The sequence below is a fragment of the Haemophilus sp. HMSC066A11 genome (assembly GCF_001811665.1).
In the GTDB taxonomy this organism is placed as follows: domain Bacteria; phylum Pseudomonadota; class Gammaproteobacteria; order Enterobacterales; family Pasteurellaceae; genus Haemophilus; species Haemophilus influenzae.
In genome coordinates this window covers 21973-35037 of record NZ_KV805873.1, presented here as the reverse complement: position 1 = coordinate 35037, position 13065 = coordinate 21973, and the positions used below count along the sequence as shown (strand labels likewise).

Here is a 13065-nt window from a genome sequence, read left to right as displayed (position 1 = left end):
AATGGGCTTATTTGACAAGTTATTTGGTTCAAAAGAAAACAAATCTGTGGAAGTTGAAATTTATGCACCGATCTCTGGCGAGATCGTTAATATTGAAGATGTTCCCGATGTGGTTTTCTCTGAAAAAATTGTTGGTGATGGTGTTGCTGTTCGTCCTATTGGTAACAAAATCGTTGCGCCAGTGGATGGTGTGATTGGTAAAATTTTTGAAACCAATCACGCTTTTTCAATGGAATCAAAAGAAGGTGTAGAATTATTTGTACACTTTGGTATTGATACTGTTGAGTTAAAGGGGGAAGGCTTTACTCGTATTGCGCAAGAAGGGCAATCTGTTAAGCGTGGCGATACTGTGATTGAATTTGATCTTGCGCTATTAGAATCAAAAGCAAAATCTGTCTTAACACCAATCGTAATTTCAAATATGGACGAAATTTCTTGTATCGTAAAAAAATCAGGCGAAGTAGTGGCTGGAGAATCAGTGGTATTAGCCTTAAAGAAATAATTTGTTTACGGTAAAAAAAAGTCCGCCTTTGTGCGGATTTTTTATTTATTATAGTTACCTAGGGTAAGTATACCCTAGGCTAATTTAAGTGCTACCCCGTTGGGGTAGTTTGAAGTTCCTCAAAGAGGAACTACTATAATTAACCGTGGGTATACTTACGCCACGCCAGCAAAAGATTTCGCTTTGCAAAATATTCAATATGAATGTGGCGAAACACATCATTTAAAAGCACAAAGTGCGAGTATTTTATTAGTAATGAAAGGGCAGTTAAATTTACGCTCAGAAACGACCGCACTTTCTTTGAAACAAGGCGAGGCTGCTTTTATTACTGCAAATGCTTCTTATGAAGTGGAAGGCTTAATTGAAGGCTATGCCGTGGTCGCAAAATTGCCTTGATAAAGTCTTACCAAAAAAGTATAGTCCTCTTAATCTTTTATTAAGATTTATTTGTTTTAATACACACATCCAAGCAATGGTGCTTGAAATTAACTAACTTAAAAAGGAAACGTTATGAAAAAATTTGCATTAGCAACAATCTTCGCATTAGCAACCACTTCAGCATTTGCTGGTTTTAATGGTAATAATAGTCAAGGTGGTTTTCAACAAACAGCCCCTGCTGCAATTAGTGTAAAACAAGCTTTATCTGCAGCTGATAATTCAATGATCACTTTGGTGGGTAATATTACACAACAAATTGATGACGATGAATTTTGGTTTACTGATGGGACAGGGCAAATCAAGATTGAAATCAAAAAACGCGTTTGGAATGGTTTAAACGTAGATTCAAAGGATAAAGTGAAAATTTATGGAAAATTGGATAACGAAGCCTTTGAGAAAGCAGAACTTGATGTATTGCGCGTTGAAAAAGCAGAATAATTATCTTTGAAGATAGCGGGCGTTAGCTCGCTATTTTTGTTTATAAAGTGCGGTCAATTTTTTATGAGAATTTTATTGATAGAAGACGATAATCTAATCGGCAATGGGTTGCAGATTGGTTTAACTAAACTTGGTTTTGCGGTGGATTGGTTTACCGATGGAAAAACAGGAATGGCTGCTTTAACCTCTGCGCCTTATGATGCGGTGGTATTGGATTTAACCTTGCCTAAACTTGATGGATTAGATGTATTGCAACAATGGCGATCTAATCATCAAGATGTTCCCGTATTAATTTTGACTGCTCGCGATACTTTAGATGAACGAGTTAAAGGTTTACAAAGTGGTGCAGATGATTATCTTTGTAAGCCTTTTGCTTTGGCTGAAGTCGCCGCACGTTTACAAGCCCTTATTCGTCGTCGTTATGGACATCATCATTCGGTAATAGAACAGTCTGGTGTTAAGCTAGATCAGAATCAACGTTCTGTTTGGCTGAATAATCAACCCATTTCTTTAACAAGCCGTGAATATAAATTATTAGAGTTATTTATGCTGAATAAAGATCGTGTGTTGTCTCGCACATCGATTGAAGAAAAATTATCCAGTTGGGATGAAGAAATTAGCAGTGGTGCATTGGATGTGCATATTTATAATTTACGCCAAAAATTGGGGAAACAATTTATTCGTACGGTACACGGTGTTGGATATGCTTTGGGACAAGTTGAAAAATGAAAAATAGAAGCATTACTTTGCGTCTTATTTCCGTGCTTTCTTTAACCGCACTTTTTGTTTGGCTTAGTTCTACGCTTGTGGCTTGGTGGCAAGTACGTCACGATGTGAATAAGGTTTTTGATGCACAACAAGTTCTCTTTGCCGAACGGCTTGCTAATTCTGATTTAAGTGCTATTTTGTTGGAATCTAGCACAAAGCTAGATAAAAATTCACAGTCGGCATTAAAAAAAAGTTATGACGATGATGCCTTAGCCTTTGCTATTTTTTCTAAAACAGGGAAACTTTTATTTAGTGATGGACGAAATGGAAAACGTTTTATTTTTAATTATAAAACGGGGTTCCATAATGCGAATATTTATGATGATGACGATAAATGGCGAATTTTTTGGCGTACGGCAGCGAATGGGAAATTGATTATCGCAGTAGGGCAAGAATTAGATTACCGTGAAGATTTAATTGAAGAAATGATTTTTGGGCAAATGTGGATTTGGTTTGCGAGTTTGCCTATTCTGATCATTATTTTAGGCTGGTTAATTCATAAAGAACTTCGACCAATTAAGCGTTTAAGTCAAGAAGTGCAAAGTCGAAAATCTGGCGATGTATCACTGCTTAATCCTTCGGGTTTACCCGTTGAAATGTTGCCCTTAGTAAAAAATTTAAATCAATTTTTTGACCGCACTTCGGCTATGTTGCAACGAGAACGTCGTTTTACTTCTGATGCAGCTCACGAATTACGTAGTCCATTGGCGGCATTGCGTATTCAAACTGAAGTTGCGCAACTCGCAAATGATGATGCGTCTTTGCGTGAGCAAGCCCTTACCCATTTAACGCAAGGAATTGATCGGGCTTCGCAATTGATTGAACAATTATTAACGCTCTCCCGCTTGGATAATTTGCAAGCCTTAGAAACACTACAGTTGCTTGATTGGGAAGCCATTGTTCAATCATTAATTTCTGAGTGTTATTTTGTGGCAGAAAAACGTAAAATTACCTTGGTTTTTGAGAAAGAATCTGAACCAAAGCAAAAACAAGGGCAATCAATTTTAGTTTCATTGATGCTTAGAAATTTACTCGACAATGCCATTAAATATTGTCCAGAAGAAACAACCGTTTCAGTAAAAATTGCATCTTCTGAGATTATTATTGAAGATAATGGTGGTGGCGTTGAACCTGAAGATTTGAAAAAACTTGGTCAGCGTTTTTATCGCCCAGCTGGGCAAAATGAAAAGGGAAGTGGTTTAGGGCTTTCTATTGTTATGCGAATTGCTGAATTGCACGGATTTAAAGTGCGGTTAGAAAATGTAATAAAAGAAAGCCAAAGAATTGGCTTAAAAGCAATAATATTCTTGTAGAAATGGCTTTAAAATAAATGATATTTGTGCGGTAAATTATTTTGTAAATTTTACCGCACTTTTCACTTTAGCTTTCACTAATTTGAAATAATGACTGTATTTTGTTAGTATATACAAGTTTTGGAAACAATCCTTCAATTCCTACTGAACGTTTCCTTCAAAATCGCACTTCTATGTGCTGTCCTTTGTAGTGGTTCCATTACACATTTTTGCCTCTAGGCAATGTTTATTAAATCTATCTTTAATCTATTCACTTAATCGTTAAGGGGAAAAGTTTGTCTTTATCTCAATTTATGACAAAGCGAACGTCATTTAATCCTTTGGTAATTGGCGTTACATTATTTTTTGTGTTGTTACTGATAGCAATGATTTTTATTGCGCCAGAGCAAACACAGGCATTATTGAATCAAGCTAAAAGTGGTATTTTTGCTAATTTTAGTTGGTTTTATGTGCTCACTTTTTCAGTGTTTTTAGGATTTTTATTAATTTTATCAGTAAGTAGTCTTGGCAATATAAAATTAGGGCAGGATGAAGAAGAACCTGAATTTAGTTTTTTATCTTGGCTTGCGATGTTATTTGCCGCAGGAATGGGGGTTGGGTTGATGTTTTTTGGCGTAGCAGAACCATTAACCCATTATCTTTCTGACATTACAGCAGGTTCTGCAGAACATAAACAACAAGAGGCTTTACTTCACACTCTGTTCCACTGGGGAATTCACGCTTGGGCAGTATATGGCACCATTGCTTTAGCATTGGCTTATTTTGGGTTTCGTTATAAATTACCTTTAGCGTTGCGTTCTTGTTTTTATCCTTTATTAAAAGATCGTATTAATGGCAAAATCGGCGATGCGATTGATGTTATGGCGTTACTTGCCACATTATTTGGGATTATTACCACATTAGGTTTCGGTTCATCACAGCTTGGTGCAGGGCTTGAACAAATAGGTTGGATAAGTCAGAACAGCTTTGCTTTACAAGTTGGCGTTATTGTTGTGGTAATGTGTTTAGCGGTGTTTTCTGCCATTTCTGGTGTTGGAAAAGGCGTGAAAATATTAAGTGAAATTAACTTAACTTTAGCATTTTGTTTACTTCTTTTTGTTTTAATTGCAGGGCCTACGTTATACCTTTTATCTGCATTTAGCGACAATATGGGAAATTATTTCAGCAATTTAGTGCAACTCAGTTTTAAAACCTATGCTTATGAACAAGAACATACTAGCTGGTTTAGTGGATGGACTGTGCTTTATTGGGCTTGGTGGTGTTCTTGGGCTCCGTTTGTGGGTTTATTTATTGCCCGTATTTCTAAAGGGCGAACTATCCGTGAATTTATTTTTGGTGTATTAGTTATTCCAAGTTTATTTGGTATTTTATGGTTTACTGTTTTTGGTAATACAGCGGTATGGCTAAATGATGGCATTGCTGCAGGCGGGCTTGGCGAATTTATTTCTTCCCCAGAAATTTTATTATTTAAATTTTTAAATTATCTGCCTTTGCCAACAATAACTGGTTTTGTGAGTTTATTAGTGATTTCATTGTTTTTTATCACTTCAGCGGATTCAGGTATTTATGTGTTAAATAACATTGCATCTCGTGATAAAAGTTTAGCTTCGCCTGCGTGGCAAGCCATAATGTGGGGAACTTTAATGTCTGTTGTTGCAATTGTGCTTATGCAGTCTGGTGGACTTGCTAATTTGCAAACAATGACATTAATTGTTGCTTTGCCTTTTGCTTTATTGATGTTGGTAATGTGTTTTAGTTTATGGAAAGGCTTAATTGCGGATAAAAAATATTTTTCTACTAAAGTCAATCCAACTAGCATTTTCTGGAGCGGCGATAAATGGAAATCACATTTAGAGCAAATGATGAACCAAACGCAAGAGAAAGATATTTTACGTTTCCTTAAAAATACGGCGTTACCCGCTATGCGAGAATTACGTCAAGAATTAACAGGAAAATATAATTTAAGTGTAGAAATCAACACATTATTTGAACAAGAAGAGCCAGCTTTGGAATTGGTAATTCATAAAGAATCAATGCGAGATTTTATGTATGGTATTAAATCTGTTGGGCGAGAAGTGTCAGAGCAATTAATTAACGATGAAAATTTACCGCACATTCAGCATAGTATTACTTACGAGCCTTACACTTATTTTTTTGATGGACGAGTCGGTTACGATGTTCAATATATGGATCAAGATGAATTGATTGCCGATATGTTGAAACAATATGAACGTTATCTAAGTTTGCTTGATGATGTGGGTCAGGAACTGATGGCACACGAGCAAACCGAACTAGCAGAGTAATCGATTTAAAGGTGCAACGTGTGCCAGTTTTGTGGTTATTTAACCTGATTAATCAAAAATTGGGTTAATAAAGAAACTGGGCGACCAGTTGCACCTTTATTTGCGCCTTGTAACCAAGCCGTACCTGCAATGTCTAAATGTGCCCAGCGATATTTTTTCGTGAAGTTAGACAAAAATGCACCAGCTGTAATTGCGCCACCCCAGCGACCACCAATGTTGGCAAGGTCGGCGAAAGGCGATTTAAGTTGCTCTTGATATTCTTCGTTTAATGGTAAACGCCACGCTTTGTCAGTGGTTTCTGTTGCGGCTTGGAGTAGTGCATTGGCAAGATTGTTATCTGTAGAAACTAAGCCGCTATTGTGTTGCCCTAGTGCAACCACACAAGCACCAGTCAAGGTTGCAACATCAATAACAAGCTCAGGTTCAAAACGCTCAACATAAGTAAGTGCATCACAAAGCACTAATCGACCTTCTGCATCAGTATTAAGAACTTCTACAGTTAAACCATTCATAGTGGTAAGAATATCGCCTGGGCGATAAGCATTGCCATCTGGCAGATTTTCACAACCTGCTAAAACACCAATAACGTTTAATGGTAAGTTCAACTGTGCAATGGCTTTCATTGTGCCGAAGACAGAGGCTGCACCGCACATATCATATTTCATTTCATCCATATCTGCGGCGGGTTTAAGTGAAATACCGCCAGCATCAAAGGTTAATCCTTTGCCTACAAGTACAATGGGTTTGGCGTTTTTATCTGGCGCATTATTGAATGTTAAAACAGACATATAAGCACGGTTTTCAGAGCCTTTTGAGACGGCAAGATAAGCGTTCATTCCAAGTTTAGCCATTTCTTCTTCATCCACAACTTTCAATGAAAGTGCGGTAGAATTTTCTGCTAAATTTTTTGCTTGCTCAGCAAGATAAGCTGGATTACAAATATTTGGTGGCATATTTGCGATGTCGCGTGCTGCTTTTATGCCTGAGCTAATGGCATTGGCGTGAGAAATAGCTTGTTGTGCTTGATTACAATCCGTATTAAAGATGAAAGATTCTAAAACAGAGGTTTCTGCTTTTTGAGATTTGAAATGATCAAATTGATAATTGGTGTGTTCAATCGTTTCAATGGCAAAGCGGATATTCCAATAAAGATCGCGATCTTTTAATTCAATTTCAGTTAAATAAGAAATGACTTCACGCGTGTTGGTTTCTTTTAGAGTCTTTAATACAGCTTGGATGATTTGTTTATATTGACGCTCTGTGAGTTCTCCTTTTTTGCCACAGCCAACGATTAATAGGCGTTTAGCAGATAAACCTTGAAGATCACGAAGTAAAATGGTTTGGGCTAATTTGCCAGTGAGCTCACCTGATTTCACTAAATCGTTTAAATAACCTTGGGTTAATTGATCGATTTCATTAAAACTTTTTGAAAATTTATTATTTTCATAGATGCCTAAAACAATGCAATCAGTGGCTTGAGAAAGTGCGGTATTTTTTGCTTGATATTTCATTTGTTGTCCTTAAATTTCTGTTTAATTCAGCGAAAATAAGTTATCATATGCGACCGATTTTATCCAGTTTTCCTCCGTTTTAGATTTAGAAAAACAAACGAAATAAGATGATTTTAATTCGATATTTAATAAAAGAAGTTTTCAAAAGCCAAATCGCAATTTTACTAATTTTGCTATTGATTTTTTTTAGTCAGCAGTTTGTGCGTGTATTAGGTGCGGCGGCAAATGGGAATGTGCCAGCTGATTTGGTTTTCTCTTTATTAGGCTTGGGAATGCCAACAATGGCGCAGTTGATGTTGCCACTATGTTTATTTATTGCGATTTTACTGACTTTTGGTCGCCTTTACGCTGAAAGTGAAATCACAGTGATGCGCGCGTGCGGTGTGGGGCAACGGATTTTGGTTAAAGTGGCACTGATTATGTCTTTATTAACGGCAGGTATTGCCGCTTATAACGCATTATGGCTTTCGCCTTGGGCAATTCAAAAACAAGTGAATATGGTGGAAGATGCAAAGGCTAATCCAACCGTTGGCGTGTTGTCTTCAGGTCAGTTTATTTCTACCAACAATAATAACGTTGTGTTATTTATTGATAAGATTAAAGATAATCAAATCCGCAATGTTTATTTATTTCAAATGACACCTCAAAAACAAACAAAACCTTCAGTGATAACAGCTGAAAAAGGGGAATTAATTGCGTTGCCAAATGGTGATCAAGTCTTAAATTTGAAAAATACAAAACGGGTTGAAGGAACCTCCGCTTTGCCAGATTTTCGCATTACGCATTTTGATGAATATCAAGCCTATTTAGGTTATCAATCCGCAGAAAATACCAATGATGAAGTAGCAGAATTAACATTGTCTCAACTTATCGATTTAGATTCTTCTTCTGCGAAAGCTGAATTGCATTGGCGTATTACCTTAATTTTGGCAGTGCCATTAATGGCATTGATTGCTGTACCATTAAGTCGCGTAAATCCTCGACAAGGTAGATTTGCCAAAATTTTACCCGCACTTTTACTCTATTTAATTTATTTCTTGTTACAAAGCTCTTTTAAATCTGCAGGTTCAGCGGGAAAATTAGAGGCTGAACTTTTAATGCCGCTTGTTAATATCGGATTTTTCTTACTTGCTGTGGTGTTGAATAGCTGGGACAGTGAAATAATGTATAAATTTCGCTATTTATTCAGTAAGAAAGGATCGGCAAAATGATAAATACCCTTGATCGTTATATTGGAAAAAGTATTCTTGGCGCGATTTTTGCTACTTTAATGACTTTAGTGGGATTGTCGGCGATTATTAAATTTGTCGAACAATTTCGTAGTGTAGGTAAAGGCACTTATGATATTTGGCAAGCGGTAATTTTTACTGGTTTAACTATGCCGAAAGATATTGAAACTTTCTTTCCTATGGCAGCATTGCTTGGGGCATTAATTGCACTAGGTAATCTTGCTAGCAGAAGCGAACTTGTTATTATGCAATCAGCTGGATTTTCTCGCTTTAAAATAGGTATAGCGGTAATGAAAACTGCATTACCATTAGTAGTATTTACAATGATTATTGGGGAGTGGGGAATTCCACAAACAGAACAATTTGCACGAGATATGCGTGCTAAGGCTCTTTCTAGTGGTTCAATACTTTCAATTAAAAATGGTGTGTGGGCGAAAGATGGTCATCATTTTGTATTTGTTAGGCGTGTGACGGATGATACAAAATTAGACGATATTTATATTTATACCTTTGATCAACAGCATAATTTAATAAAATTAAAACATGCAAACCAGGCGAGTTATTCTGAAGATGAAGCTAAATGGACATTGCGTCAAGTTAATCATTCAACGATTACGAAAGATGAAATCATCACAACGAATCATTTATCAGAAACTTGGGAAACTAGTTTGACACCAGATAAATTAGGTGCGGTTTCTTTGCGCCCGACATCATTATCTATCTCAGGTTTATATCATTACATTTCATTTCTGCGTGAAACAGGGCAAGATGTGAGTCGTTTTGAACTCACGTTTTGGCGTAAAATTTTCCAGCCTGTATCCGTTGGCGTAATGATGTTATTAGCCTTATCTTTTATTTTTGGCTCGCTACGCAGTGTGACTGCAGGTGCAAGGATAGTTACTGGGATTTGTGTAGGATTCTTATTTTATGTTGTTAATGAAATTTTAGGACAAACGAGTGTAGTTTACGGTATTCCTGCTATTTTTGGTGCATTGATCCCAAGCTTGCTTTTCATTGTAATGATTTGGTGGTTATTAAGTCGTAAGCGAGATTAATTTTAAGGAAATAAGTTAGCTGAATTGATTCATCGTTATTTGATAGATAAAAGAATGCTTGATTATGAATTTATTTAATGTAAATCCTGAAAATAATAAGTTTGCATAATAAATGAAGATCAAGCATTCTATATTGGTATAGACGTTTAGCCGTCTAAATGATTAAAAAATTACTTTAAATTGGGAGTTATTATGACAACATCACATATTTTAGGCTTTCCTCGTGTAGGGGCAAAACGTGAATTAAAATTTGCACAAGAACGTTATTGGCGTAAAGAATTATCAGAACAAGATTTATTAGATTTAGCGAAAGCATTGCGTGAAAAAAACTGGAAACATCAAGCAGCGGCGAATGCGGATTTCGTTGCAGTGGGCGATTTCACGTTCTACGATCATATTTTAGATTTACAAGTGGCAACAGGGGCAATTCCTGCTCGTTTTGGTTTTGATAGCCAAAATTTAACCCTTGATCAATATTTCCAACTTGCACGTGGTAACAAAGATCAATTCGCAATTGAAATGACCAAATGGTTTGATACGAACTATCACTATCTTGTGCCTGAGTTCCAAAAATCGACCGCTTTCAAAGCTAATCCAGCACATTATGTAAACCAAATCCGTGAAGCAAAAGCCTTAGGCTTAAACTTCAAACCGGTGATTGTTGGCCCATTAACATTCTTATGGTTAGGTAAAGAAAAAGGCGAAGCATTTAACCGTTTCGATTTATTAAATCAATTAGTGCCTGTTTATGTTGAAATATTAAATGCATTAGTGGCTGAAGGGGCAGAATGGATTCAAATTGATGAACCTGCATTAGCATTAGATTTACCAGCAGAATGGGTTGAAGCCTATAAATCTGTTTACACTGAATTAAGCAAAGTGAACGCAAAATTATTATTAGCCACTTATTTTGGTTCAGTTGCAGAACACGCTGAATTATTAAAAGCCTTACCTGTTGCAGGCTTGCATTTAGATTTAGTTCGTGCACCAGAACAACTTGCGGCATTTGAAGATTACAGCAAAGTGTTATCAGCTGGTGTGATTGAAGGCCGTAATATCTGGCGTGCAAACTTAAACAAAGTATTAGATGTATTAGAGCCATTAAAAGCAAAATTAGGTGAGCGTTTATGGATTGCACCAAGTTGTTCATTATTGCACACCCCATTTGATTTAGAAGTGGAAGTACAATTAAAAGAAAAAAATACCGCACTTTACAGCTGGTTATCTTTCACGCTACAAAAAGTAGAAGAATTAAACGTATTAAAACAAGCGTTAAATAATGGCAGAGCGTCTGTACAAGCAGCATTAGATGCAAGCCAAGCGGCAGCAGATGCACGCGCAATGTCAAAAGAAATTCATCGCCCTGAAGTGGCAGAACGTTTAGCAAACTTGCCAAAAGGTGCGGATCAACGTAAATCGCCATTTGCAGAACGTATCGTTAAGCAAAATGCGTGGTTAAATTTACCGCTTCTGCCAACTACAAACATTGGTTCATTCCCACAAACGACAGAAATTCGTCACGCACGTGCAAGTTTCAAAAAAGGCGAGTTATCTCTTGCAGATTACGAAGCAGCAATGAAAAAAGAGATCGAATATGTAGTACGTCGCCAAGAAGAATTAGATTTAGATGTATTAGTTCACGGCGAAGCAGAACGTAACGACATGGTGGAATACTTTGGGGAATTATTAGATGGTTTCGCATTCACTAAATTTGGTTGGGTACAAAGCTACGGTTCACGCTGTGTAAAACCACCAGTAATTTACGGTGATGTTACCCGCCCTGAGCCAATGACAGTACGCTGGTCACAATATGCGCAAAGTTTAACTAACCGTGTAATGAAAGGAATGCTCACAGGCCCTGTGACTATTTTACAATGGTCATTCGTGCGTAACGATATTCCACGTTCAACCGTATGTAAACAAATCGGCGTAGCATTATCTGATGAAGTGTTAGATTTAGAAGCAGCAGGCATTAAAGTCATTCAAATTGATGAGCCAGCCATTCGTGAAGGTTTACCGCTTAAACGTGCAGATTGGGATGCATATCTACAATGGGCAGGCGAAGCATTCCGTTTAAGCTCAATGGGCGTGCAAGATGATACGCAAATTCACACACATATGTGTTATTCCGAGTTTAACGACATCTTACCTGCCATTGCGGCATTAGATGCAGACGTGATTACCATCGAAACTTCACGTTCAGATATGGAATTATTAACCGCATTTGCAGATTTCAAATATCCAAATGATATTGGCCCAGGTGTTTACGATATTCACAGCCCTCGTGTACCAACGGCGGCGGAAGTGGAACACTTATTACGCAAAGCATTAAATGTAATTCCAAAAGAACGCTTATGGGTAAACCCAGACTGCGGTTTAAAAACGCGTGGTTGGGCAGAAACTATCGATCAATTAAAAGTGATGGTGGATGTAACCAAAAAATTACGTGCGGAATTAGCGTAAGCCATAATACATAAAGAATAATTTTCAAACACAACATAATTAAAGCCGAATCTCTATGGGATTCGGTTTTTCTTATAGATAAAATGTTGAATATAATAAAAAAGCCTTGAATTGATCTGCACTCCAAAAGTTGGACTAAACAACTAACTAAGGTGCAGATTTTTTATGAGCAAATACAATTTTCTTTTCAAACAACAAGTCATCGAGTTTTATAAGCAAATTATTCTACATAATGGGCTTTCCAATAACCAATCCACTCTTTTAATAAAACCATATTGCTATTCAATGCACCTAAGTCAGGAATAAAAGATTTTGCAGATAGATTTCCTTTGCTGCCATAGCTTGCCGCTGCAGCAGGAAGCACATCAAATCCTTGTTTTTCAAAAAGATATTTGGCGCGTTTCATATGCCATTGATTTGTTACTAAAATAATTTTTTGAATATGATCTTTAATTAAAATATTTTTAGTGAAACTGGCATTTTCTTCCGTATTACGGGCTTTATTCTCGATCCATTGTGTTGGCACATTAAAGAATTGGTTAAGTTCTTTTGCCATTAAGTCACCTTCAGAAATGCCTATCAAAGAATAGCCTGTGGTTAAAACAGGTAAGCCCGTTTCTTTTTGTAAAAATGCCGCATAACGTAAACGTTCTAGTTGTGGTGAGCCAGAAGCCGTTTCTGCATACAGCTCTTTGGTTGGGTAAGATCCACCGCCTAATATGACGATGGCTTGAGCTTGTTTATAGTCATCTAGGGTAAGGGCTGGAGTGTCATCATTATCTGTTAGCAATAAACCAGTAAAAGGCGCACTCATGATATAAAGCCAAGTGAAACCGATAAACGCAATAAATTTGGCTAATTTTTTGAAATGAACACGATAAAGAATCGCTGCAATAATCAGTAATACAAAGGTATTAAGAGGTGGTGCGATAAGTGCGGTAAGAAGTTTTCCGAGTTCTAACATAGATAAGATCCTTGATATAGAGCGGTTTCATTATAATGATTAGTCATAGCTTGTCTATGTTGATTTTGTTAAAATAAGCCC

General features: G+C 36.9%; 11 protein-coding genes. 9 read left to right on the top strand and 2 right to left on the bottom strand.

Going from position 1 to position 13065, the window contains the following annotated elements; all coding sequences use genetic code 11:
* Position 1 precedes the first annotated feature (1 nt).
* The 6 genes from crr to HMPREF2813_RS06665 all read left to right on the top strand — a co-directional run bounded on the left by crr (position 2) and on the right by HMPREF2813_RS06665 (position 5762).
* Positions 2-502, top strand: coding sequence for a PTS glucose transporter subunit IIA (gene crr, locus HMPREF2813_RS06690; RefSeq protein WP_005654343.1), 501 nt, complete (start codon positions 2-4; stop codon positions 500-502).
* Positions 503-637: 135 nt separating this feature from the next.
* Positions 638-898, top strand: coding sequence for a hypothetical protein (locus tag HMPREF2813_RS06685; protein ID WP_370684010.1), 261 nt, complete (start codon positions 638-640; stop codon positions 896-898).
* 114 nt (positions 899-1012) lie between these two features.
* A complete protein-coding gene (locus HMPREF2813_RS06680) occupies positions 1013-1378 on the top strand; it encodes a YgiW/YdeI family stress tolerance OB fold protein (protein ID WP_005688032.1) in 366 nt (121 codons plus the stop codon).
* 63 nt (positions 1379-1441) lie between these two features.
* Positions 1442-2107 carry a response regulator gene (locus tag HMPREF2813_RS06675; RefSeq protein ID WP_014550655.1) on the top strand — a complete coding sequence of 222 codons (666 nt, stop codon included), beginning with the start codon at positions 1442-1444 and terminating at the stop codon, positions 2105-2107.
* Positions 2104-3459 carry a quorum sensing histidine kinase QseC gene (gene qseC, locus HMPREF2813_RS06670; protein ID WP_014550656.1) on the top strand — a complete coding sequence of 452 codons (1356 nt, stop codon included), beginning with the start codon at positions 2104-2106 and terminating at the stop codon, positions 3457-3459. Before HMPREF2813_RS06675 ends, qseC begins: the two co-directional genes overlap by 4 nt.
* 275 nt (positions 3460-3734) lie before the next feature.
* The gene (locus tag HMPREF2813_RS06665) at positions 3735-5762 is read left to right on the top strand and encodes a BCCT family transporter (protein ID WP_041174617.1); all 2028 of its coding nucleotides are present in this window, start codon (positions 3735-3737) and stop codon (positions 5760-5762) included.
* A 35-nt stretch (positions 5763-5797) separates the two neighbouring features.
* On the opposite strand, the gene HMPREF2813_RS06660 is transcribed toward HMPREF2813_RS06665, so the two are convergent.
* Entirely contained in the window at positions 5798-7273 is a 1476-nt protein-coding gene (locus HMPREF2813_RS06660) for a leucyl aminopeptidase (RefSeq protein ID WP_048946784.1), read from the bottom strand.
* 107 nt (positions 7274-7380) lie between these two features.
* Between HMPREF2813_RS06660 and lptF the strand changes: the two genes are divergently transcribed.
* From lptF to metE, 3 genes are all read left to right on the top strand, one after another.
* Positions 7381-8484, top strand: coding sequence for an LPS export ABC transporter permease LptF (gene lptF / locus HMPREF2813_RS06655; RefSeq protein ID WP_005692113.1), 1104 nt, complete (start codon positions 7381-7383; stop codon positions 8482-8484).
* Positions 8481-9557, top strand: coding sequence for an LPS export ABC transporter permease LptG (gene lptG, locus HMPREF2813_RS06650; RefSeq protein ID WP_014550658.1), 1077 nt, complete (start codon positions 8481-8483; stop codon positions 9555-9557). Before lptF ends, lptG begins: the two co-directional genes overlap by 4 nt.
* Positions 9558-9749: 192 nt before the next feature.
* Positions 9750-12020: a 5-methyltetrahydropteroyltriglutamate--homocysteine S-methyltransferase gene (gene metE, locus HMPREF2813_RS06645; RefSeq protein WP_014550659.1), complete on the top strand. Its 2271-nt coding sequence runs from the start codon at positions 9750-9752 to the stop codon at positions 12018-12020.
* A 220-nt stretch (positions 12021-12240) separates the two neighbouring features.
* Here metE and HMPREF2813_RS06640 read toward each other — a convergent pair whose 3' ends face one another.
* The gene (locus HMPREF2813_RS06640) at positions 12241-12984 is read right to left on the bottom strand and encodes a YdcF family protein (protein ID WP_014550660.1); all 744 of its coding nucleotides are present in this window, start codon (positions 12982-12984) and stop codon (positions 12241-12243) included.
* Positions 12985-13065: the final 81 nt, after the last annotated feature.